Source organism: Janthinobacterium sp. TB1-E2, assembly GCF_036885605.1.
In the GTDB taxonomy this organism is placed as follows: Bacteria; Pseudomonadota; Gammaproteobacteria; order Burkholderiales; family Burkholderiaceae_D; genus Janthinobacterium; species Janthinobacterium aestuarii.
In genome coordinates this window covers 3,583,386-3,604,877 of sequence record NZ_CP142523.1, presented here as the reverse complement: position 1 = coordinate 3,604,877, position 21,492 = coordinate 3,583,386, and the positions used below count along the sequence as shown (strand labels likewise).

Genomic DNA, 21,492 nt, shown 5'->3' with positions numbered 1-21,492 from the left:
TAGCATAACAGCCTTGGGGCATTTTTCGCAGGCGCAAGGTAGTGCAATGCGGGGCAGCGCACAGATGAAGGTAGAGGAAAAATCAAGCTGGCCACGATTGAGGCAGATCAAAGAGATTGGTTGTTGACATCCTAAGATGCAAGAGGTGGCGACGTCCAAGCGGACGGCCGCCGTGTGCAAACCAGCCCATGCAGGAGGACATCATGGCTAATCAACTGATCCGTCGCGATCCGCAAAACCCGCTGGCACGTTTCGACCCGTTCAGCGACATGGAAGAATTCATGCACGACTTTTTCGCGCCCGCCTTGCGCTTGCGCGATGGCGGTTCGGCACGCATGCGTGTCGACATTTCCGAAACCGAACAAGCCTATCAGGTGCAGGCGGACATTCCCGGTGTCAACAAGGACGATATCAAAGTCTCCATCGACGGCAACCGCGTCTCCATCAGCGCCGAACTCAAGGATGAGCGAGTGACGCGCGACGGCGGCGGCAAGACCGTGCGCAGCGAACGCGAGTACGGCCAGCAGTACCGCAGTTTTGTGCTACCGCACGAGGTGGACGAGGCAGGCGCGCAGGCCCGCTATGAAAATGGCGTGCTGCTGCTGAACTTGCCGAAGAAGGAAGGCACGGGTGGGCGGCAACTGTCGATACAGTGAGCCGGGCCGGGTTTTAGCTGCGTAGGTGAGATTAGCGCAGCGCAATCCGGCAATCTTCGTGGCGGCGCCTGTCGGCTTACGCCCTGCGGGCTAAGCCGACCTACGAAAAAACGCCGGACGGTGCCGGCGTTTTTTGGGGTGTTCCGGATGGCGGGGCGCTGCCACCCCAGTTGCCTCTCTATATATATGTCAAGTTTTAGCTGCGTAGGTCAGATTAGCGCAGCGTAATCTGACAGTCTTCGTGGCGGCGCCTGTCGGCTTACGCCCTGCGGGCTAAGCCGACCTACGAAAAAACGCCGGACGGTGCCGGCGTTTTTGGGGTGTTCCGGGTGGCGGCGCGCTGCCACCCCAGTTGTCTCTCTATATATATGTCAGTTTTAGCTGCGTAGGTCAGATTAGCGCAGCGTAATCTGACAATCTTCGTGGCGGCGCCTGTCGGCTTACGCCCTGCGGGCTAAGCCGACCTACGAAAAAACGCCGGACGGTGCCGGCGTTTTTGGGGTGTTCCGGGTGGCGGCGCGCTGCCACCCGGATTGCTTCTATATATATGTCAGTCTATATGTCAGTCGCGGATTTCCAGCGCCCGGTTCAGGCTCAGCGCGGCCAGCGAGGCGACGGCACCCGACAGCAGGTAGAAGCTGACATAGGCGAGGCCGAAGTTGGCCGACAGGCCCAGCGCCACGAGCGGGGCGAAGCCGGCACCGACCAGCCAGGCCAGGTCGGACGTCAGGGCCGCGCCCGTGTAGCGGAAGCGGGCAGGAAAGTTGGCCGTCACGGCGCCGGCTGCCTGGCCGTAGGACAAGCCCAGCAGGCTGAAGCCCACGAGGATGAAGACGTCCTGGCCCGTATTGCCGCCACCCATCAGGGTTGGCACGAAGGCGCTGAAGATGGCGATCAGCACGGCCAGCACGCCAAGGGTGGTGCGGCGGCCCACTTTATCGGCCAGCACGCCGGAAATCACCACGCCGACGGCGGCCAGCACGGCGCCCAGCATCTGGATTTGCAGGAAGTCCGAGGCGGAACGCGTCTGGTAGACGGAAATCCACGACAGCGGGAACACGGTGACGAGGTGGAACAGCGCGTAGCTGGCCAGCGCGGCGAGGGCGCCGATCAGCACGTTACGGCCTTGGCCGCGGCTCATTTCAAACACGCTCACGGGCTGCAGTTCGCGTTCGTCGAGCAGACGCGCATATTCATTCGTCGACACGAGGCGCAGACGGGCAAACAGGGCCACGACGTTGATGGCGAAAGCCACATAGAAAGGATAGCGCCAGCCCCAGTCGAGGAAGTCTTCATCCGTCAGGGTGGTCAGCATGAACCAGAACAGGCCGGCGGCGATCAGGAAGCCGACCGGTGCGCCCAGCTGGCCCAGCATGGCGTACCAGCCGCGCTTGTTTTCCGGCGCGTTCAGGGCCAGCAGCGAAGGCAGGCCATCCCACGAACCGCCCAGCGCCACGCCTTGGCCGATGCGCAGCACGGACAGCCAGATGATGGCGGCAAAGCCCAGGTGGGAATACGTCGGCAGGAAAGCGATGCCGGCCGTCGACACGCCCAGCAGGAAGAGGGCGAACGTCAGCTTGGCGCTGCGTCCCATGCGGCGCTGGATCTCCATGAAGATCACGGTGCCGAACGGACGGGCGATGAAGGCGAACGAAAAGATCAGGAATGCATATAATGTACCCTCCAGGCGTTCTTCAAACGGGAAGAAGACGCGTGGAAACACCAGCACCGAGGCGATGGCGTAGACAAAGAAGTCAAAGTATTCGGAAGCGCGGCCGATGATCACGCCGACGGCGATCTCACCGGGGTCGATATGCGATTCGACCGTGCCGGCCCCGCGTGCGTCGCGCAGGGAGTGGGGGGAAAAGTCGGCGGGTACATCCCCGCTGTGTATGCGCGTGCTGGACATGATGATCGTCTCCAATATAGTTTCGAGTTCGGCCAACGCGTAACATACCCCGGGTGTCTCACGCCCGGAGTAGGACTATTCAATAGATAGCTGTAGGAAAACTCCGCAGCCACCCAGTGAAAATCCGAGCAAGGGGGTGGACAAAACGTCCAATTGCCAACGCGCTCCAGTGAGAATACAGTACCATATCTTCATCCCCTGTACTGGACTTTCCTGTATGTTTTCATTAAAAGTTCGTCGCGGACTGCTTCTTTTACCTCTCGCATTGTTGGCTGGTTGCAATACGGTGGTACTGAATGCGTCTGGTGACATCGCAGTTCAGCAAGGCAATTTGATTGTCATCTCTACATTGCTGATGCTGTTGATTATCGTTCCGGTAATCGCCCTGACCCTGCTTTTCGCATGGCGCTATAGAAAAAACAACACCGCGGCCAAATACGAGCCGGACTGGGACCACTCGACTCGCCTCGAGCTGATTATCTGGGGCGCGCCCCTGTTGATCATTATCGTGCTGGGCCTGCTGACCTGGATCAGTACCCACACCCTCGATCCTTACCGCCCATTGAGCCGTATCGACGCGAACCGTCCTATTCCTGCCAGCCACAAGCCGATGATCGTCGAAGTCGTGGCCCTGGACTGGAAATGGCTGTTCATCTACCCGGAGCAAGGCATCGCTTCCGTGAATGAACTGTACGCGCCTGTCGATCGTCCAATCCGCTTCAAGATCACCGCGTCGTCCGTCATGAACTCGTTCTTCATCCCCGCACTGGCAGGTCAGATCTACGCCATGCCGGGCATGGAAACGCAGTTGAATGCCGTCATCAACAAGCCTGGTGTCTACAAGGGCTTCTCCGCGAACTACAGCGGTGCCGGTTTCTCGGGCATGCACTTCAAGTTCCACGGTGTCAATGATGCGGACTTCGACAAATGGGTGGAATCGGCACGTGCCGGTGGCGGCGCGCTGAACCGCGACGACTACCTGTCGCTGGCCCAGCCTAGCGAACGCGATCCGGTCCGCCGCTACAGCGCCGTGCCTAACGACCTGTACAAGGCAATCCTGAACCGCACCATCGTTTCCGACGCCCTGTGCGTGACGCCGGTCCAGCCATATAAGTTGACGATGGCAAATAGCCCGGTAGCGGCCGTAACGGCAGTAGTCGCTAGCGATGCAGTGGTTGAAAAGGGCGTTCAAGCCAAGTAACAACTGCATGAATCCCGCAGCGCATTGCGCTGCAGATACTGGCGCCGTTTGCCTGGCGCCTCCCTTTTTTCTCTGAGAGTAACAATGCTAGACCATATTGATCTGACGAAGCTTATATTCGGCCGTCTGACTTGGGATGCAATTCCATTTCACGAACCTATCCTGCTGGTGACCTTTGCCATGGTTGCCCTGGGCGGTATCGCACTCGTTGCGGCACTGACGTATTTCCGCGTCTGGGGTACCCTGTGGCGCGACTGGATCACCAGTATCGACCATAAAAAAATCGGTATCATGTACATGATCCTGGGTCTTGTCATGCTGCTGCGCGGCTTTGCCGACGCGCTGATGATGCGTACCCAGCAGGCTGTCGCCTTTGGCGACAATGCCGGCTTCCTGCCACCGCATCACTACGACCAGATCTTCACCGCTCACGGCGTGATCATGATCTTCTTCGTCGCGATGCCTTTCGTGACGGGTCTGATGAACTACGTGGTGCCGCTGCAAATCGGCGCGCGCGACGTGGCTTTCCCATTCCTTAACAACTTCAGCTTCTGGATGACCACCATGGGCGCCGCCCTGGTCATGGCGTCGCTGTTCGTCGGCGAATTCGCCCGCACGGGCTGGCTGGCGTATCCACCGCTGTCGGGCATCGTCGGCAGTCCGGACGTGGGGGTAGACTATTACATCTGGTCCTTGCAGATTGCCGGGGTCGGGACGCTATTGTCCGGTGTCAACCTGATCGCCACCATCGTCAAGATGCGCGCGCCAGGCATGACCTGGATGAAAATGCCCGTCTTCACCTGGACGGCACTGTGCACCAACATCCTGATCGTCGCCGCTTTCCCGGTGCTGACGGCTGTGCTGGCCATGCTGTCGCTGGACCGCGTTGCAGGCTTTAACTTCTTCACGACGGAACTGGGCGGCAACGCCATGATGTACGTCAACCTGATCTGGATCTGGGGCCACCCAGAGGTCTACATCCTGATCCTGCCGCTGTTCGGCGTGTTCTCGGAAGTCGTCGCCACGTTCAGCAGCAAGCGTTTGTTCGGCTACGCCTCGATGGTGTACGCCACGTGCGTCATCATGATCCTGTCGTACCTGGTATGGCTGCATCACTTCTTCACCATGGGTTCGGGCGCCAGCGTCAACTCCTTCTTCGGCATCACGACGATGATCATCTCGATCCCGACGGGCGCGAAGATCTTCAACTGGCTGTTTACCATGTACCGCGGCCGCATCCGTTTTGAACTGCCCATGCTGTGGACGATCGGCTTCATGGTCACCTTCACCATCGGCGGCATGACCGGCGTATTGCTGGCCGTACCACCAGCTGACTTCGTGCTGCACAACAGCCTGTTCCTGATCGCCCACTTCCATAACGTGATTATCGGCGGCGTGGTCTTCGGTGTCTTCGCTGCGATTAACTACTGGTACCCGAAAGCCTTCGGCTACAAGCTCGATGTGTTCTGGGGCAAGTGCTCGTTCTGGTTCTGGTTCGTCGGCTTCTACCTGGCCTTCATGCCGCTGTACGTGCTGGGCCTGATGGGCGTGACCCGTCGTGTCAATCACTTCGAAGATCCATCGTTGCAAATCTGGACCATCATCGCCTGGTTTGGCGCTGTCTCGATCGCACTGGGTATCGCTTCCATGCTGATCCAGTTCTTCGTCAGCTACCGTAACCGTCACGCCCTGCGCGACGTCACCGGTGACCCATGGGGCGGCCGTACGCTGGAATGGTCGACGTCGTCGCCACCGCCAGACTATAATTTCGCCTTCACGCCACAAGTGCACGAACTCGATGCATGGACTGACATGAAGAAACACGGTTACCAGCGTCCGACGTCCGGTTTCACGAAGATCCACATGCCGAAGAACACCTGGGCTGGTTTCGTGATCGCCGCACTGTCCGCACTGGTCGGTTTTGGCCTGATCTGGCAAATGTGGCTCGTCGCCAGCATTGGCTTCGTGATCATGATGGTTACCATCATCGTCCATACCTTCAACTACAAGCGCGATTACTACATTCCTGCGGAAGAAGTGGTCCGTACCGAAGACGCTTATACTAAATTGCTGAGCAGCCATGTCTGATACCATCGCCCATAACACCGGCGCCGCTGGCGCCGCACCAAGCACGCGCAGCTACTTTGTGCGCGAGCACCACCCGGAAAACGGCAGCCTGCTGGGTTTCTGGCTCTACCTGATGAGCGATTGCCTGATCTTCGCCTGTCTGTTCGCCACGTACGCCGTGGTCGGCCGCAGCTACGCGGACGGCCCGACGGGCGCCGCGCTGTTCGACCTGCCGCTGGTGGCCGTCAACACGGCCATGCTGCTGCTGTCGTCGATCACCTACGGCTTCGCCATGCTGGCCATGCAGCGCAAGCAATTGCGCAGCACCCTGGTCTGGCTGGGCATCACGGGCCTGTTCGGCCTGGCCTTCCTGTCGCTGGAAATGTATGAATTCATTCATCTGATCCACGAAGGTGCCGGTCCGCAGCGCAGCGCGTTCCTGTCGTCGTTCTTCGCCCTGGTCGGTACCCACGGCTTGCACGTGACGTTCGGCGTGATCTGGCTCGTGACCTTGATGTTCCAGTTGAACAAGCATGGCCTGACCCCGGAAAACGGCCGCCGCATGATGTGCCTGTCGCTGTTCTGGCACTTCCTGGACGTCATCTGGATCGGCGTCTTCACCTTTGTCTACCTGATGGGAGTGCTGCCATGAGCGACCACCACACACACGGCGATAGCCACCACCATGACAACCACGATCATGGCAGCCTGAAAAGCTACACGATCGGTTTCATCCTGTCGGTGATCCTGACGGCCATTCCTTTCTGGCTGGTGATGACGAAAGCCATCACCAACTCGGGCACCATGGGCCTGGTCCTGCTGGCGTTCGCGGCTGTTCAAGTGGTGGTACACATGGTGTACTTCCTGCACATGAACACCAAGTCCGAAGGCGGCTGGAACATGATGGCGCTGATCTTCACCATCATGATCGTGGGCATTGCCATGGCCGGCTCCCTGTGGGTCATGTACCACATGAACCACAACATGATGCCGGATCTGATGCCTGAGTACATGCATACGAAAACGGCTCCATGATGAGTAATACGCGCCCAAGCAACACCGGGCGCGCCCCTGGCGCCGCATCGCAAGATGCCGCGCCAGGCCCACGCGGCATGGCTGTGCGCTACGCATTGGCCTTGCTGGCGGGGATCTTGTTTGCCGGTTTCTGTGCCTTGGGCACCTGGCAAGTCAAGCGCCTGTTCTGGAAGCTTGACCTGATCGAGCGCGTCGAACAACGCGTACATGCGCCCGCAACGGACGCACCTGGACCCGCAGCCTGGGCCAGCATCACGCAGCAAACGGATGAATACCGCCATGTGCGACTCTCCGGTACCTATCTCCCCATTTTCAATACCCTGGTGCAAGCAACGACGGCACTGGGCAGCGGTTACTGGCTGATGACGCCCTTGCGTCTGGCCGATGGCAGCACCGTGCTGGTCAACCGCGGCTTCGTGCCGAAACGCGAAGGCATCGCCGCCAGCACGCCGGCCGGCATCGTGCACGTCGACGGCTTGCTGCGCGTCAGCGAAACGGGCGGCGGTTTTCTGCGCGAAAACAGTCCTGCCACGCAGCACTGGTATTCGCGCGACGTGGCCGCCATCGGCGCCTCGCACATGCTGACCAACGTGGCGCCATATTTTGTCGACGCAAAGGCCAAATCGGAAACGGCCAGCGACGCTCCCGTCGGCGGCCTGACCGTGATTTCCTTCCACAACAACCACCTCGTGTACGCCCTGACGTGGTTCGCGCTGGCCCTGATGGTGGCCGGCATCACGTGGTGGATCGTGCGCGAAGACAAGCGCCGCCGCGCGCGCCGTCGCGCCGGCACGCAAGAGAGTGACCATGCCGGGCAGGATTGAAATCCTGCCCAACCGCGAAGTGCTAGAGCGCGGTGCGGTGGCGGCCGAGATGGAACATCCGGCCGGCCACCAGAACATGAAGCTGCTGATCCAGCTGCGCTGGCTGGCCGTGATCGGCCAGATCAGCACCATCTTCGGTGTGGGCGTGGGGCTGGGCATCGCCTTGCCCGTGCCCTACATGCTCGAAGTGCTGTCCTGCCTCATCGCCTTCAATCTGGCCAGCCTGTTGCGCTGGCACGAACGCCAGCCCGTCTCCAACACGGCGTTGTTCCTCGCGCTGCTGGTCGACGTCACCGTGCTGACGGCCCAGCTCTACCTGAGCGGCGGCATCAGCAACCCGTTTGCCTTCCTGTACTTACTGCAAGTCATCCTCAGCGCCGTCCTGCTGGAAGTGTGGTCGACGTGGATCATGGTCGCCATCACGAGCCTGTGCCTGGCCGGCCTGGCCTTGCTGCCCGGCCCCTTGATCCTGCCGATCGACCCCGAGCGGGGCTTTTCCAGCCTGTACGTGCAGGGCTTGCTGATCTGTTTCATCCTGAACGCCGCCTTGCTCGTGGTGTTCATCACGCGCATCAACCGCAACCAGCGCGCCGGCGACGCCAAGGTGGCGGACTTGCGCCAGCGCGCGGCGGAAGAAGAGCACATCATCCGCATGGGCTTGCTGGCATCGGGCGCCGCGCACGAGCTGGGCACGCCGCTGGCGACCCTGTCCGTCATCCTCGGCGACTGGCGCCGCATGCCGGAACTGAGCAAGAACAGCGAATTGCTGGAAGAAATTACGGAAATGCAGGCCCAGTTGCAGCGCTGCAAGAGCATCGTCAGCGGCATTTTATTGTCCGCGGGCGAGGCGCGCGGGGAATCTTCCGTGAAAACGACGATCAATACCTTCCTCAACGACCTAGTCGACGAGTGGCGCACCAGCCGCCCGATCCAGGATTTCGAGTACGATAACCGCATCGAGCACGACGTGCCCGTCGTCTTCGATTCAACCCTGAAACAGACCATCTGCAATGTGCTCGACAATGCGCTGGAAGCGTCGCCCGAGTGGCTGCGTTTCGAAGCGACGCGCGAAGCGGACGCCTTGCACCTGGTCATTACCGATGCGGGACCCGGCTTCGAGCCGTCGATGCTGACGCACCTGGGCAAGCCATATCAAAGCAGCAAGGGCAAGCCCGGCGGCGGCCTCGGTTTGTTCCTGGTGGTCAATGTCGCGCGTACCCTGGGCGGCACGGTGACGGCACGCAACCGGGTGCAGGGCGGGGCGGTGGTGCACCTGGCCTTGCCGCTGGCGGCCATCAAACTGGAAAGAGAAAGCGACCACCATGCAGGATGACCGTCTGTTACTGATCGTGGAAGACGATGCCGCGTTTGCCCGCACCCTGGGCCGCTCGTTCGAACGGCGCGGCTACCAGGTCATCCTGGCCACCAATTTCGACGAAGCGAGCGCCTTGCTCGAGCAGCATTGCCCCGACTATGCCGTCGTCGATTTGAAGTTGAATGGGAACACCTCGGGCCTGGCCTGCGTGCAGATGCTGCACCAGCATGACCCGGACATGCTGATCGTCGTGCTGACCGGCTACGCCAGCATCGGCACGGCCGTCGAAGCCATCAAACTGGGCGCCTGCCAGTACCTGGCGAAACCGTCGAACACGGACGACATCGAAGCGGCCTTTGGCCACGTGGCCGGCAATGCCGACATCGAACTGACGAACCGCGCTACCAACATCAAGACCCTGGAATGGGAACGCATCCACGAAATGCTGGCCGAGACGGATTTCAATATCTCGGAAACGGCCCGCCGCCTCGGCATGCACCGGCGTACATTGGCGCGCAAGCTGGAAAAGCAGCGGGTGAAATAATCACCGCGCAGCTTGTTCATTATCGAACGTCAGCTCGACAACGCTGTCATCGCTCCAATCCTGCTCCCGCAACGGTGGCGTGAACGACGAACCGCTGAAGGGCACGGGCGCGCTTTTGCCGTTGTAGCTGATGGTCGCGGCCGTGATGCGCCGTGGTTCGGAAAAGCTGTAGGTGCCCTTTTGCGACACGAAATTGCAGGGGCCGCCCAGTGCGCCCATCGCCGTGCGCATCGCAAAAGGCAAGGTGTCCTTGTCGATGGCCCAATGCACTTCGCACGCCAGCCGCAGGTCGCCCAGGCGGCGGATGGTGTCGCTGGCCGCCGCGCTCCTGACGTAGGGAATCCACCTGACCGAGCCCGCCCCGCGGTTCACGGTCAGCTCGGCCTTCTCATACAGCAGCCCCTGTTCGACGGGCAAGGTGAAGATATTGCGCTCCCCCAGCGGTATGGCCATAGCCGCGTCATCGCTTTCCAGCCGCAGCGCGATGGCGTGCATGTCGACGTCGGCACGGCGCGGCTCCAGGATGAAGCGCAGCTGCGCGCCTGGCGCCAGCGCATGTTTTTCCTCGAAGCGCTTGACGCCCTTGAGCATGGCACTGTAGGGCTTCCAGTCCGGGTCGCGGATGCCCTTTACATTGACGGACGCCGCGACATCCTGAGCGGATGGCTCCGTGGCTTGCGCCGTATCCGCCTGGGCCTGTACCGCGGCGCCGTATAAACACAGCATAAGACCAGCTATTGCACGCATATTCATCCTGTTCATTTGAATCCCAAGTAATCTCACCTTGGCAGAGTGTAGAAAAAAACACAGGCGCCAGGTGGTTTTTAAGACAGGATGTCAATCGGGATGAATGGAGTGCTTGAAATCGCGTTTATCCGGATTCACCATCAATGATCCGCAGCTTGCACGGCGGCGCCCGATGTGACCAGGACTTCATGTTCATAGGCGCCCAGATGGCCGTAATGGCCTTTGGGACTGAGATAACCGGCAATATGCACGCGCGGCTGCTCATAGCTTGAATTGGGCGCCACCAGGCCGACGTCCCGCCACGCGACGCTGCCGAAGGAGTTGAACCACCATGCGCCGGCGTCAAGGTCGAGATCAGTATGGGCCGGTTGGAAAACGCTCTTTTCAAAGCCCCGCGACCAGACGCCATCGCGCTCGATGGCACGGTAGCCATAGCCTGCCATGATGTTGGTCCGTTCGGACGGATGATCGCGCCAATAGCGTTGGCCATTCACGTAGGCATCACGCATGGCGGCCGATTGCGTCACGATGCCGCCTGAGGGATGGGTCAAGCCTTGAAAGAACCATTGCGCGTAGTCGGCTGGCGGCGTGGATGCTTGCTTGTCCGCCGCCTGTGTTTGCGCAAACGCATGGGCATATTCAAGAACGATATCGGGAATATTCGCTGCGCTCGCCTTGCCGGCAAGGGCGGTCAATATCAGGAGTGTGGAAATAGATCGCAGCATCACTTTGCACCTTTCTACTGATTAATACCTATGCCGGCGCCAGCCACTCCATCTTCTGCACCTGGATATGCGGATGGCTTTCCAGCGCTTCCCACTCCGGCAAAAAGACAAAGCCCTGTTTCCGGTAAAACGCGGCGGCGCGTGCATTTTCCGGCGCCACGTCGAGCACCAGGCGACGATGGCCATTGCCGACAGCGCATTGTTTCACGGCGTCGACCAGGCCCTGCGCCACGGCCATGCCCCGATATTCGCGATGCACCCACATGGCGATCAGGTGGCACTCGCCATTGCCGGCCACCACTTGCGCGGCCAGGCCGATGGGGTGTTCTCCGCCAAAGGCGAGGAAAAACGTGCGCTGGGGCGTGCTGGTGGCGCGCTGCTGCCAGTCGGCATCGGAAAAACCGGCGGCGCTGGCGTGGCTGGCGCCAAAGGCCGTGGGCGCGTCGAGCAGGGCGGCCAGACGCGTGGACTTCAGTGCCGGCCAATCGGCGGCGGTGGTGGTGCGTATCAGCATACTCAATTGAAGACGATCGCCGTCTTGTGCTCGATGCTGAGCCGGCATGCCTCGTACGCGGCCAGCCAGGCGACCAGTTCGCGTTCCAGGCCGTCCTCCGCGTCGATGCGCGCATTGATGCGGGCCGCTTCTTCATCGCTCAGTTCTTCGCCCAGCAGAAATATGCCCAGCGCGGGCGCGACCGTGACCAGTTCAGCGCGCAGGCTGTACGAGGAGCCCAGCATGCCACCCAGCAGCGCGTGTTCCTTATCGGCAAAAATGACTTCCTCGAAGACGAGGGGGAAATAAAAACCTTCGCAATCGGAATGGCAGATCAGGTGGCTGTCAAAGTCATCCTGCGCGGCATCGAGCACCGGATCCTCCGTTGCATCCTCGCCGTCGGCCAGTGGCGTGGCACGCCATTGCGCATCGAGGCGCGCATGGGCATACGCGCGGCGCAGCGTGTGCAGGAAGCTGTATGGAAAGGAATCGAGCATGACGCGCGAGTCCAGTTGCGGCAGCGTGGCCGGTTCGTTGTGCTGTGGCAGCCCCGCCTTTTGCAGCAGCAGATTAGCTTCTTCCAAAGCGGTGACGAGCCACTGCGCGCCTTCCGGGTCTTCTTCCTGCAGGTCGGCAAGGGCGCCGACCGAAATTGCCAATCCCATCATGAACTCCTCTAGTTGCAGCTGCGCATCAGTCTAAACCATTTGCCTTTGATCATCATTTACGATTGATCCCACACTTCGATGGTCAGCAGTTGACCGGGTTCACAGGCGGCGATGCGGTCCTGGTGCACGGTAATGCAGCCGGGCCAGCCTGTGAGCCGGTCCTGCGGAAATTCGCCATCCTGCGCTTCGGCGATGCCCGCCTGCAGCAGGGGCACGACGACGTTCGCCAGCGCCGTGTAGCGGTTGGGAAAGCCGTTCGACGACAGCTGAGTTGCCTTGCCATCGTGGCACAGCTGGGCGATCCAGTCGGCGCCGAACAGGCCCGCTTCCCACGTGGCGAGAAAAGCGTCCTTGTTGACTTTCGTCATGTCGGTCATTTGCTCCGGCGTGTCTGTCGAGATAATGGTCCACCAGCCTGACATGGGTTTTCCTTGTGAAAAGTAAAAAATTAACGGGTCATCGCGCGGCGCAGCAGGTAGCTGAGGCCATCGACGGCGGCCACCATCAGCAGCATGGCGACGATGACGGTAGCGGCGTTCTGCATCTGGAACAGCGACAGATGGTATTTCAGCATTTGCCCCAGGCCGCCAGCACCGACGACGCCGAGGATGGCGGCGGCGCGGATATTGTTTTCCCAGCGGTACAAGGTGTACGACATCATCTGCGGACCGCACTGGGGCAAGGTGGCGTACAGGAACGCCACGGCAGGACGCGCGCCATTGATGCGCAAGGTGGCGGCCGGCAAGGGCGGGCAATTCTCAAACGCATCGGCAAACAATCGGCCCAGCACGCCCATCGTGTGCAGCGCTAGCGCCAGGGTGCCCGCGAACGGGCCCAGGCCGGCGGCGATCAGCAGAATCGAAGCCCATACCAGTTCGGGAATCGAGCGCAGCACGTTGAGCACCGCGCGCGTGGCATTGCGCGCCAAGCGACCAAAGCGGCCGCTGGCGGGCAGGGCCAGCAGCGCGCCCACGAGTGCCGCGATCACCGTGCCGATGGCCGACATGGCCAGGGTCTCGAACGTGGCGACGCCCACTTTCATGAGGAAGTTCGGCGCCAGTTCGGGCGGGGCGAAGCCGTGCAGGAAGTCGGCGCTCGTGCGCACGGCGTCGGCGCTGAAGAATTCGCCCCATTTCAGGGGCAGGGTGGCGAAGCTGGCGATGACCAGCAGCAGCAAACCGGCCAGCAAGGCCCAGGTCGACCACCGCACGGGTGCAGGCGCGGGCATCGCGCCGAAATTCGGATGCTTCATGCCAGCCTCCGGCGCAGCATGGCGGACACGGCGTCGGCGCCCGCCACCAGCAGCACGAACACCATCAGCATGGTGGCCAGTTCACTGCCCGCCATCATCTTCATCGATTCATCCATGCGCTGGCCCAGGCCGCCCGCGCCGACAAAACCCATGACGACGGAGCCGCGGATCGCGCATTCCCAGCGGTAAATCGTGTATGACACCAGTTCGGCGGCCGATTCGGGCAGGGCGCCGTACAGCAAGGCTTGTAATCTGCCGCTGCCATTGTGGAGCAGGGCGTTGCAGGCGGACGCATCCGACGATTCAAGGATTTCCGCATACACCTTGCCCAGCATGCCGCAATAGGTGAGGGCAATGGCGATCACGCCCGCCGTCGGTCCCAAGCCGACGATGCGCACTAATAATAGAGCCCAGACCAGTTCCGGCACGCTGCGCAGCAACACCAGCAGCGCACGGACTGCGTGGCGCACGCTGGCAGCCAGCGGCGACACTCGGCCTGAACCGATGCGCGAAATCGACAGGCGCTCCGTCACCAGCAGGGTCAATGGAATGGCGCCCAGCATGGCCAGCGCCATGCCGGCCGTGGCCATGGCTATGGTTTCCCAGCTGGAAATAGCTACCAGTTGCAGGAATTCCAGCGAGTGGGCGGGCGGCACGAAGCTGGCGATGAATTGCCAGGTGGCGGCCAGGCTTTGCGCATCCCATAAGATCCACGGCTTGAATTCGGCCTGCACCAGCATCGGCCACAGCACGAGCAGCACGACGGCAGCGCCGGTCAGGCGGCCGCGCCAGGCGGGGTCGCGCGGCATGGCGCTGCTCTTCAGCAAAGGGGCCTCGCGGCGTCCAGATTTGTTTCCACGGCCTCGAATTGCAGCGCGTGGTCGGCCTTGTTGCGGTACAGCGCTGCGATCATCGCGTCGCTGACCTTGGCGCCAGGCAAGTCGAAGACAATCTCGCCATCGCGCAGGGCGACGATGCGCGTAAAGCAGGCGCGGGCGATTTCCACCTGGTGCAGGCTGCAGATCAGGGTAGCGTTGCGTTCCGTCGCTTCGGCCTGCAGCACATGGATCGTCTGCAAAGCCAGTGTGGGATCGAGCGCGGACAAGGGTTCGTCGACAAGGAACACTTCCGCGTTCGACACGAGCGCGCGGGCCATACCGCAGCGCTGGCGTTCGCCGCCGGACAGGCGGTCGACACGCGCATACAGTTTGTCTTGCAAGTTGAATTTACCGAGCGCTTCCCACGCGGTGCGCGGGTCGATGGGCGCCAGCAGCGAGCGGATGGCCGTCCACAAACTCCATTGCGGCAAGCGGCCCGCCAGCACGGCGTTGACGACGCGCTGGCGCGGCGGCAGCGGCGGCGTCTGCGGCGCCAGGAACAGGCGCGCGCGCAAGCGGTGGCGCTCGGCGCTGGCGACTTGCCAGGGGGAAGTGCCAAGAATGTTCAATGTACCCGATTCCGGGCGCAGCGCGCAGGCCAGGGTGTGCAGCAAGCTGGTCTTGCCAGCGCCGGAAGGGCCGATCAGGGCGATCTGTTCACCTTGGGCCACGTCCAGGCTGAGTTCGCGCAGGGCCAGCGCATTGCCGGGCGCGCCCGCGTGGTGGACGCTGACCTTGTGAAGTTGGAATGTCATGCGATGTTTCGGTTTTTTTTGGGGCGGTGTCGGATTACGCGGCTGCGCCGCTAATCCGACCTACGCCATACAACGGACAGCGTAGGTCGGATTAGTCCGCAGGACGTAATCCGACAGGTTCGGCAATAAAGTTACTTCAACAGCTTCGCATCGCGCGCGGCCGCTTCGATATCCGTGTAGTTTTCGGCCTTGGTCGGGATGAACTTGGTGGCGCGCTGCAATTCGAGGATTTCCTTGCCTTCGGCCGTCGATGGGTCCAGCGCCAGGAAGGCGTCCGTCAGTTTCTTGCGCACGGCGGGGTTCATGTCGGCGCGCACGCTCCAGTTGTAATCGTAGTAGCCTGGTGTCGTGTAGAACACGCGTACCTTGCTTGGGTCGACCTTTTTCGCTTCGACCAGTTTTTCCCACACGGAGATATTCAAGGTGCCCGCATCGACCTTGCCGCCGGCCACTGCCGCCACGGTGGCGTCATGCGCGCCGGAAAACGCGATGCGCTTCATGTCCGTGTCCGGGTTGATCTTGGCGGCCAGCAAGTAGTAGCGCGGCATCAAATGGCCCGAGGTCGACGATTCCGAACCGAACGTGAAATTCTTGCCTTTCAGGTCCGACAATTGATTGATGTCCTTGCTGGTGGTCACAAAAACCGAGCGGAATTTCGTGTCTTCCTCGCGCTGTACCAGCGGCACGATCTTGCCGCCGCTGCGCACGTTCGCTTGCACGAAAGTAAAACCGCCGAACCAGACCATGTCGAGCTTGTTATTGATCAAGCCTTCCACGGACGCCGCGTAATCGGTGACGGGCGTAAATTCAACCTTCATGCCCAGCTTTTTCTCCAGGTAGCTGCCCAGCGGCTTGAACTTTCGCTGAAGTTCCGTCGGCGCTTCGTCGGGGATGGCGGACACGCGCAACACTTGCTGCGCTTGCGCCAGGCCGCTGTGGATGGCCAGGGTGGCGGCGACGGTGGCCAGGATGGCGGGGAATTTCGAGAATGTGGTCATGGGACTGCCTTTAAAAAATTATTCATTAAAATACGGAAACCCCGGTCGTGCCTTCCTGCATCTCGCCGATGACGACGGCGTCGCCAAAACCTTCTGCGCGGAAAATCGCCAGCACTTGCTCGACGGCTTCCGGCGCGCAGGCCACCAGCAGGGGGCCGGCCGTTTGCGGGTCCGTCAGAATGGCCCTGTCGATGGCGCTCAGGCTGTCGGCCAGCGCCACTTGCGCGCCGTAGCCTTGCCAGTTGCGGCCGGAGGCGCCCGTGATGTTGCCGTTTTGCGCCAGTTGTTGCACTTGCGGCAGCAGCGGCACATCATTCATGGCGATACGCGCCTGCAACTTGGCGCCGCGCGCCAGTTCCAGGGTATGGCCCAGCAAGCCGAAGCCCGTCACGTCCGTCAGCGCATGCACGCCATCGAGCAGGGCCAGCTTCTTGCCCGGGGTATTCAATTTGGTGGTGTTGTCGATCAGGGAAGCGTAACCGCCCGCATCGAGCGCATTCTTCTTCAGCGCGGCCGACAAGATGCCCACGCCGATCGGCTTGCCCAGTACCAGTTTGTCGCCGGCGCGCGCGCCCGCATTGCGTTTTACCTGCGACGGGTGGACCAGGCCCAGCACGACGAGGCCATAGATCGGCTCGACGGAATCGATGGTGTGGCCGCCCGCGATGGGGATGCCGGCCTGGGCGCAGATGGTTTCGCCCCCTTTCAAGATGAGGCCGATGGTTTCCACGGGCAGCTTGTTGATCGGCATGCCGACCAGGGCTAAGGCCATGATGGGCGTGCCGCCCATGGCGTACACGTCGGAAATGGCGTTGGTGGCGGCGATGCGGCCGAAGTCGAACGGATCATCAACGATAGGCATGAAGAAATCCGTCGTGGCGATCAGCGCCTGCTCGTCGTTGAGCTGGTAGACGGCCGCGTCATCCGAGGTTTCTATGCCGACCAGCAATTCCTTCGGCAGGGGAAAGCCGCCGCTGCCCTTTAAAATGTCGGCCAGCACGCCCGGCGCAATTTTGCAGCCGCAGCCGCCGCCATGGGCAAATTCGGTCAATCGGATCGGTGTATTAGGTGTTGCTGCGCTATCGGACATGGTCTTCATCCTGCTGAAATAGGTAATTGGGTGGCAAGCCAGGCATCACGCGGCGCTGGCGGTACGGTTGCCGCCGACGATAGCACATAATGCACGCGCGGCTTGCTCAAAGGCATGTTCTGAAATGTCGGGCAGCACCAGCGGCGTCGCCTGGGCGTAGCGGCTGAAGTTGCGGGCGATCGACTGGCGGTAGACGGGGTCGTAATGCTGGACCAGCAATTCTTCCACCAGCTCGGCCATGCGGCCCGAGGTGGCCAGTTGCTGCCAGTGGGCAATTTTTTCCTTGCCATGCAGCTGCGTCAGCAGGGCCAGCTGCACGTTCAGGCGGGCCGGGTCGCCGACGAAATGCGCATAGTCCTGCATCAGCAATTGCACGCGCTGGTCCGTGGCCAGGAGCACGTCCGTGCAATCGGCCGCGCGCATCTTGTCCATCAGCGCATCGGGCACGCGCAAACGGCCCACTTTCTTGCTTTCCGATTCGATGAACACGGGCAGTTGCGGGTCGAAAGTGCGCAGTTGCTGCCATAGCGCGCTTTCAAACGCTTTTTGCGATGGCTGGTCTTCCTCGGGCAAGCCGCCCAGCACGGAACCGCGGTGGGCCGCCAATTGCTCCAGGTCGATCACTTGCGCGCCTTGCGTGTCCAGCACTTGCAGCAAGCGGCTCTTGCCGCTGCCCGTGGGGCCGCACAGCACATTGATGAAGTCGAAGCGCTCGGGCAGGGTGGCCAGCTCGGCGTTCACGTGGCGCCGGTAATCCTTGTAGCCGCCCTCGAGCTGCGTGACGGGCCAGCCGATGCGCGCGAGGATGTGCGCCATGGCGCCGCTGCGGTTGCCGCCGCGCCAGCAATAGACGAGCGGTTTCCAGTGCTGCGGATGACCGAGCAAACCGTCTTCGATATGCCGCGCAATATTCTTCGCCACCAGCGCCGCGCCCAGCTTCTTCGCTTCAAACGCGCTCGTCTGCTTGTATAAGGTGCCCACGCGCACGCGCTGTTCGTCGTCGAGCACGGGCAGGTTGATGGCGCCCGGCAAGTGGTCTTCCGCGAACTCGGACGGGCTGCGCACATCGATGATGGCATCGAACTCGCTCAAGCGGGGCAGGATGTCGCTGAAAGGCTGAACTGCGGGGTATTTCATCGTGGCGCGGGTGCTGGCAAGGGGAAAGACGTATTATCCCCGATAAACGCCCGTGCCGTCAGTCCCTGCAAGCAATGGACCTCAGGCGGCTCAAGCCGCATCCGTGCCCAGGGTGGCCAGTTCCGTGCTGGCGGCCGTCGCCATCAGGGCAATGACGACCGCGGCGTCGCCCGCGTCCAGGTCGCCGCTGACCTCGAGCAAGTCGCTGACGAGAAAATTGACGGCATTGCGCACGTCTGAAATGCTGGCGGCGAGGCCCTGGCAATCCGCGCCCAGTTGCTGGCACGCCGCCTTCATGCCATTGAAGGCGCCGATCTGGCCGTTCAAGCCGCCGATCTGGCCTTGCAGGTCGCTGACATCGGACTTCCATTTCAAGTACAGGCCCAGCGCCACGGCCAGGCCGACGAGGCCGAACGGACCTAGCGCCAGCAGATAGTAATAGCGCTTCTGCGCCGCATCGAGTTCGCTTTGCGCGTCGCCCAGTTGCCCCTGCAAGGCCGTGACCTGGCTTTGCAAGCCCGCTTCGACACCGGCAAGCTGGTTGAAATAGCCCATCAATTGCGCCGTTTGCGCCGTCAGCGTGCCGGCCGTGCCATTGGCCGTGCCCTGCAGCTGCCGTGCCTGCTGCTGCAGGGCCGACATCGCCGCCTTGATATCGGGCAGCGGCGCCTGCGCCGACAGCATGCTTTGCACTTGCGCCAGCTGCGGCGTTGCCGCCTGGACGAAGGCGGCAACAGCCTGTTGCAGCGTTCGCGTCTGCATCACCATGGGCTGGATCAAGGCATTGCATCCGGCCTGGATCTGCTGGGCAGCTGGCGGCAAGCCACCAAGGGCCGCGATCTGCTGTTGCGCGGCCAGCAGGTTGGCGAGGGTTTGCGTCAGCAGGCCGGCCATGGCGCTCACGCCGCTGCGGCAACGGCCGCTTCGCCCACCGTCTGGCCCTTGGGCGCGACGATGCTCGTGACGCCCGTCATCTGGCCCTTGATGGTGGTGATGTCCGTGGTGACGGCTTGCATTTCCGTGTTGGCGGCCGTCAGGAACAGGGTGCGGATGGTGTCCGTGTTTTGTATGCCTTGCTGCAGGTCGCTGATCAGGCTGCCCAGGTCGCTGCTGAGGAATTCCCACGCGTTTTCCATCTGCGTGGCCGATTGCACGGCCGCCTGCACCTGGTTCGACAGGCTGGCATAGCCGCTGCTGATGCCGGTGGCCAGCTTGACTTCGGCCGTCAGCGACGCTTCCTGTCCCAGCAGGGTCGCCTTTTCATCGTTGAGGTTTTTCAGGGTGATGGCCGACGCCACTTCGCCGCCTATACCGGCGGCCACGACGGCAACACCGGCCACCACGAGCGGCGTCGACGTGCCTGCCGTGACGAAATCGGCCACGCCGCCGACGACGACCATGAAGGTGCCGCCCACGATGGCCAGCCCGCTCAGCACGGTGCCGGCAATGGCGCCGTCGATCTGTCCCTGGATGGTACCGAGCTGGCTGTTGATGGAGCTGAGCACGCCATTGTCGCCATTCACGGCCGCGTTCAAGTCGCTGACGGTGGTGGAAAACGAGGCGGAATCCGTGGTCAGGTTGTCGTGCAAGGTCTGCAGGGCGCTGACGACGCCATTCGCGGCCGTCTGGTATTGCTGGGATTGCTGTTGCAGCGCCGTCAGGGTAGCGATCCATTGCGCCTCCGTCGAGCCGGTTGGCAAGGCCGTCAGCACGGCGTTGTTGAGCGCGTAGTAATTGCCGATATTGGCGATGTTGGCAATGATCGTGGGCTGTATCACATTCAGGTAGGCCGTGGCGTGGGTTTGCGCCTGGCCCAGGCCATCGTTGATTTGCGACTGGTATTTCAGCAAATTGGCGTCGCCCGAAAAATCCACGCTGGGCTGCTCGTTGATGCTGTTGGCGTAGGTTTGTATCAGCAGTGCTTGTGAACATTGCGCTTTGTTGGCGGTGCTGATGCCTTGTGCGGCCTGGTTTTGATTCGACATGCGCGGCTCCTGGTCGGATGGTTCATTGTGTGAGCGGTCGGATAAACAAGCGGTGGCGCACCGTTCAGGAAGCGCCTGTCATGGCTTGCTCCAGCGGCGCCAGGCTGGCGGCCAGCAGCTGCCACGCCGTGTTGGCGTAATCGAGCTGACCGCCCAGCGTTTCGGCGTCGGTGCTGCTGGCCATGCCGGCGACGGCATCGGCAAAGGCGGCCAGACCGGCGCTGATGCCCGTCGCTGGCGGTGCTTGCGGCGACTGGCCCCAGTCCTCGGCCAGTACCTGGGCCGTGTCGAGTGCGTTGTGAAAGGCGCTGCTGAACTGGCTGTTCTGTACCTGCACCACCTTGGCCACGGCCACCAGCGCATCGGCGCCGGCCAACTGCTGGTAGGCGCTGGCCAGCCGGGCATTGTTGGCGTTCAGGGCCGCGCGGGCCTGGGCCGTCTCGGCCACGCCCTGTTCCGCCGCATCGATGCCTTGCACCACGAAGTCGCCCGATGGCGCGGTCTTTCCATCACCCTGGGCATCGCTGATGGTGGTCATGGTCTTGACGATCAATTCCGTGACGGCAGCGCCCGTCTTGTTGGCGCCGGCGACGATATCGGCGATATTCGTGTTGATGGCGGCTTTCAGCTGGTCGATGCTGGCCGATGACGCGCTGGCGGCGGCGCCGAGGGCGGCGATGGTGGCGGACAGCGCCGTATTGAAGCCCGCGTTGAGCGGCGCCAGTTCGCCGGCGATGACGCGCATGTCGCCCGTCAGCGCCTGGGCTTGCTGGTTGATGTGCCCCGATTGCACGGCCAGTTGCCGGTAGACCTGCGCGATGTCGGCGCGTGTGCCGGCATCCAGCGCCGCTTGCGCCAGCCGGGGCCGTTGCAGCTGGTAGGCGGCGTTCCATAGCGCGGCAAAGGCCGTCGCCTGGCTCAGCAAACCGATGTAGGCGGGCAAGATGCGGTCGCCGGCGGTCATCGCGCGGCTCTTCATTTGCGACTGGAACTGGCTGACCTGGTAGGCCAGGCCGGCATCGACTTGGGCATCAAGGTCGAGATTGGCCTGCTGCTCCAGCAGATCGGCGGCCGTCTGCGTGAACAGGAACTGGTCGCTGGCGGAAAAATAGTCGACTTGCAGGGCCTGCGGCCCTGGATTGGATGTGCTTGCCATAGGGTTTCCGGGATGGTGGGCGAACGGGACTCCGCACACTATCGCCCAACCCGCACT

The 21,492-nt window shown here is 62.0% G+C and carries 23 protein-coding genes; 8 read left to right on the top strand and 15 right to left on the bottom strand.

Annotation, left to right across the window (positions count from 1 at the left end; translation table 11 throughout):
- Positions 1–203: 203 nt before the first annotated feature.
- On the top strand, positions 204–656 hold the full coding sequence (locus tag OPV09_RS16010; RefSeq protein ID WP_338678743.1) for an Hsp20/alpha crystallin family protein: 453 nt from the start codon (positions 204–206) through the stop codon (positions 654–656).
- 562 nt (positions 657–1,218) lie between these two features.
- On the opposite strand, the gene OPV09_RS16005 is transcribed toward OPV09_RS16010, so the two are convergent.
- A complete protein-coding gene (locus tag OPV09_RS16005; protein WP_034748049.1) occupies positions 1,219–2,565 on the bottom strand; it encodes an MFS transporter in 1,347 nt (448 codons plus the stop codon).
- A gap of 217 nt (positions 2,566–2,782) precedes the next feature.
- Here OPV09_RS16005 and cyoA point away from each other — a divergent pair, with 217 nt between their 5' ends.
- The 7 genes from cyoA to OPV09_RS15970 all read left to right on the top strand — a co-directional run bounded on the left by cyoA (position 2,783) and on the right by OPV09_RS15970 (position 9,551).
- Entirely contained in the window at positions 2,783–3,766 is a 984-nt protein-coding gene (gene cyoA, locus OPV09_RS16000) for a ubiquinol oxidase subunit II (RefSeq protein WP_338678742.1), read from the top strand.
- 84 nt (positions 3,767–3,850) lie between these two features.
- The gene (cyoB, locus tag OPV09_RS15995) at positions 3,851–5,854 is read left to right on the top strand and encodes a cytochrome o ubiquinol oxidase subunit I (protein WP_034748052.1); all 2,004 of its coding nucleotides are present in this window, start codon (positions 3,851–3,853) and stop codon (positions 5,852–5,854) included.
- Entirely contained in the window at positions 5,847–6,485 is a 639-nt protein-coding gene (gene cyoC, locus OPV09_RS15990; protein ID WP_034788486.1) for a cytochrome o ubiquinol oxidase subunit III, read from the top strand. The genes cyoB and cyoC overlap by 8 nt, the downstream gene beginning before the upstream one ends.
- Complete coding sequence (gene cyoD / locus OPV09_RS15985; RefSeq protein ID WP_034748058.1) at positions 6,482–6,868, top strand: cytochrome o ubiquinol oxidase subunit IV; 387 nt, start codon at positions 6,482–6,484, stop codon at positions 6,866–6,868. The genes cyoC and cyoD overlap by 4 nt, the downstream gene beginning before the upstream one ends.
- Complete coding sequence (locus tag OPV09_RS15980) at positions 6,865–7,692, top strand: SURF1 family protein (protein ID WP_128141423.1); 828 nt, start codon at positions 6,865–6,867, stop codon at positions 7,690–7,692. The genes cyoD and OPV09_RS15980 overlap by 4 nt, the downstream gene beginning before the upstream one ends.
- The gene (locus OPV09_RS15975) at positions 7,676–9,025 is read left to right on the top strand and encodes an ATP-binding protein (RefSeq protein ID WP_034788477.1); all 1,350 of its coding nucleotides are present in this window, start codon (positions 7,676–7,678) and stop codon (positions 9,023–9,025) included. Before OPV09_RS15980 ends, OPV09_RS15975 begins: the two co-directional genes overlap by 17 nt.
- Complete coding sequence (locus OPV09_RS15970) at positions 9,015–9,551, top strand: response regulator transcription factor (RefSeq protein WP_034748067.1); 537 nt, start codon at positions 9,015–9,017, stop codon at positions 9,549–9,551. The genes OPV09_RS15975 and OPV09_RS15970 overlap by 11 nt, the downstream gene beginning before the upstream one ends.
- Here OPV09_RS15970 and OPV09_RS15965 read toward each other — a convergent pair whose 3' ends face one another.
- From OPV09_RS15965 to OPV09_RS15900, 14 genes are all read right to left on the bottom strand, one after another.
- Positions 9,552–10,277, bottom strand: a complete 726-nt coding sequence (locus OPV09_RS15965) for a hypothetical protein (RefSeq protein WP_338678741.1) — start codon at positions 10,275–10,277, stop codon at positions 9,552–9,554. It abuts the gene before it with no gap.
- A gap of 161 nt (positions 10,278–10,438) precedes the next feature.
- Positions 10,439–11,023: a hypothetical protein gene (locus OPV09_RS15960; protein ID WP_338678740.1), complete on the bottom strand. Its 585-nt coding sequence runs from the start codon at positions 11,021–11,023 to the stop codon at positions 10,439–10,441.
- Positions 11,024–11,051: 28 nt separating this feature from the next.
- On the bottom strand, positions 11,052–11,537 hold the full coding sequence (locus tag OPV09_RS15955; RefSeq protein ID WP_338678739.1) for a GNAT family N-acetyltransferase: 486 nt from the start codon (positions 11,535–11,537) through the stop codon (positions 11,052–11,054).
- A gap of 2 nt (positions 11,538–11,539) precedes the next feature.
- The gene (locus tag OPV09_RS15950) at positions 11,540–12,184 is read right to left on the bottom strand and encodes a hypothetical protein (protein ID WP_254798398.1); all 645 of its coding nucleotides are present in this window, start codon (positions 12,182–12,184) and stop codon (positions 11,540–11,542) included.
- A 56-nt stretch (positions 12,185–12,240) separates the two neighbouring features.
- Entirely contained in the window at positions 12,241–12,606 is a 366-nt protein-coding gene (locus OPV09_RS15945) for a hypothetical protein (protein ID WP_072453569.1), read from the bottom strand.
- 26 nt (positions 12,607–12,632) lie between these two features.
- Complete coding sequence (phnE, locus tag OPV09_RS15940; RefSeq protein ID WP_072453570.1) at positions 12,633–13,436, bottom strand: phosphonate ABC transporter, permease protein PhnE; 804 nt, start codon at positions 13,434–13,436, stop codon at positions 12,633–12,635.
- Complete coding sequence (locus OPV09_RS15935; protein WP_072454139.1) at positions 13,433–14,245, bottom strand: PhnE/PtxC family ABC transporter permease; 813 nt, start codon at positions 14,243–14,245, stop codon at positions 13,433–13,435. The genes phnE and OPV09_RS15935 overlap by 4 nt, the downstream gene beginning before the upstream one ends.
- An 11-nt stretch (positions 14,246–14,256) precedes the next feature.
- Positions 14,257–15,069: a phosphonate ABC transporter ATP-binding protein gene (locus OPV09_RS15930; RefSeq protein WP_072453571.1), complete on the bottom strand. Its 813-nt coding sequence runs from the start codon at positions 15,067–15,069 to the stop codon at positions 14,257–14,259.
- A 131-nt stretch (positions 15,070–15,200) separates the two neighbouring features.
- The gene (locus tag OPV09_RS15925) at positions 15,201–16,067 is read right to left on the bottom strand and encodes a putative selenate ABC transporter substrate-binding protein (protein WP_072453572.1); all 867 of its coding nucleotides are present in this window, start codon (positions 16,065–16,067) and stop codon (positions 15,201–15,203) included.
- Positions 16,068–16,092: 25 nt separating this feature from the next.
- A complete protein-coding gene (selD, locus tag OPV09_RS15920) occupies positions 16,093–17,157 on the bottom strand; it encodes a selenide, water dikinase SelD (protein WP_072454140.1) in 1,065 nt (354 codons plus the stop codon).
- A gap of 45 nt (positions 17,158–17,202) precedes the next feature.
- Positions 17,203–18,294 carry a tRNA 2-selenouridine(34) synthase MnmH gene (gene mnmH, locus OPV09_RS15915; protein WP_072453573.1) on the bottom strand — a complete coding sequence of 364 codons (1,092 nt, stop codon included), beginning with the start codon at positions 18,292–18,294 and terminating at the stop codon, positions 17,203–17,205.
- 90 nt (positions 18,295–18,384) lie between these two features.
- Positions 18,385–19,197 (bottom strand): hypothetical protein, encoded by an 813-nt coding sequence (locus tag OPV09_RS15910; protein WP_072453574.1) that lies wholly within the window; start codon positions 19,195–19,197, stop codon positions 18,385–18,387.
- Entirely contained in the window at positions 19,194–20,279 is a 1,086-nt protein-coding gene (locus OPV09_RS15905) for an HBL/NHE enterotoxin family protein (protein WP_072453575.1), read from the bottom strand. The genes OPV09_RS15910 and OPV09_RS15905 overlap by 4 nt, the downstream gene beginning before the upstream one ends.
- Positions 20,280–20,343: 64 nt before the next feature.
- Positions 20,344–21,435, bottom strand: coding sequence for an HBL/NHE enterotoxin family protein (locus tag OPV09_RS15900; RefSeq protein ID WP_072453576.1), 1,092 nt, complete (start codon positions 21,433–21,435; stop codon positions 20,344–20,346).
- Positions 21,436–21,492 lie beyond the last annotated feature (57 nt).

Excerpts from the sequence above, each read along its gene's own strand:
- OPV09_RS16010 (WP_338678743.1), top strand. The coding sequence starts at position 204 with ATGGCTAATCAACTGATCCGTCGCGATCCGCAAAACCCGCTGGCACGT.
- OPV09_RS16005 (WP_034748049.1), bottom strand. The coding sequence starts at position 2,565 with ATGTCCAGCACGCGCATACACAGCGGGGATGTACCCGCCGACTTTTCC.
- cyoA (WP_338678742.1), top strand. The coding sequence starts at position 2,783 with ATGTTTTCATTAAAAGTTCGTCGCGGACTGCTTCTTTTACCTCTCGCA.
- cyoB (WP_034748052.1), top strand. The coding sequence starts at position 3,851 with ATGCTAGACCATATTGATCTGACGAAGCTTATATTCGGCCGTCTGACT.
- cyoC (WP_034788486.1), top strand. The coding sequence starts at position 5,847 with ATGTCTGATACCATCGCCCATAACACCGGCGCCGCTGGCGCCGCACCA.
- cyoD (WP_034748058.1), top strand. The coding sequence starts at position 6,482 with ATGAGCGACCACCACACACACGGCGATAGCCACCACCATGACAACCAC.
- OPV09_RS15980 (WP_128141423.1), top strand. The coding sequence starts at position 6,865 with ATGATGAGTAATACGCGCCCAAGCAACACCGGGCGCGCCCCTGGCGCC.
- OPV09_RS15975 (WP_034788477.1), top strand. The coding sequence starts at position 7,676 with ATGCCGGGCAGGATTGAAATCCTGCCCAACCGCGAAGTGCTAGAGCGC.
- OPV09_RS15970 (WP_034748067.1), top strand. The coding sequence starts at position 9,015 with ATGCAGGATGACCGTCTGTTACTGATCGTGGAAGACGATGCCGCGTTT.
- OPV09_RS15965 (WP_338678741.1), bottom strand. The coding sequence starts at position 10,277 with ATGCTGTGTTTATACGGCGCCGCGGTACAGGCCCAGGCGGATACGGCG.
- OPV09_RS15960 (WP_338678740.1), bottom strand. The coding sequence starts at position 11,023 with ATGCTGCGATCTATTTCCACACTCCTGATATTGACCGCCCTTGCCGGC.
- OPV09_RS15955 (WP_338678739.1), bottom strand. The coding sequence starts at position 11,537 with ATGCTGATACGCACCACCACCGCCGCCGATTGGCCGGCACTGAAGTCC.
- OPV09_RS15950 (WP_254798398.1), bottom strand. The coding sequence starts at position 12,184 with ATGATGGGATTGGCAATTTCGGTCGGCGCCCTTGCCGACCTGCAGGAA.
- OPV09_RS15945 (WP_072453569.1), bottom strand. The coding sequence starts at position 12,606 with ATGTCAGGCTGGTGGACCATTATCTCGACAGACACGCCGGAGCAAATG.
- phnE (WP_072453570.1), bottom strand. The coding sequence starts at position 13,436 with ATGAAGCATCCGAATTTCGGCGCGATGCCCGCGCCTGCACCCGTGCGG.
- OPV09_RS15935 (WP_072454139.1), bottom strand. The coding sequence starts at position 14,245 with ATGCCGCGCGACCCCGCCTGGCGCGGCCGCCTGACCGGCGCTGCCGTC.
- OPV09_RS15930 (WP_072453571.1), bottom strand. The coding sequence starts at position 15,069 with ATGACATTCCAACTTCACAAGGTCAGCGTCCACCACGCGGGCGCGCCC.
- OPV09_RS15925 (WP_072453572.1), bottom strand. The coding sequence starts at position 16,067 with ATGACCACATTCTCGAAATTCCCCGCCATCCTGGCCACCGTCGCCGCC.
- selD (WP_072454140.1), bottom strand. The coding sequence starts at position 17,157 with ATGTCCGATAGCGCAGCAACACCTAATACACCGATCCGATTGACCGAA.
- mnmH (WP_072453573.1), bottom strand. The coding sequence starts at position 18,294 with ATGAAATACCCCGCAGTTCAGCCTTTCAGCGACATCCTGCCCCGCTTG.
- OPV09_RS15905 (WP_072453575.1), bottom strand. The coding sequence starts at position 20,279 with ATGTCGAATCAAAACCAGGCCGCACAAGGCATCAGCACCGCCAACAAA.
- OPV09_RS15900 (WP_072453576.1), bottom strand. The coding sequence starts at position 21,435 with ATGGCAAGCACATCCAATCCAGGGCCGCAGGCCCTGCAAGTCGACTAT.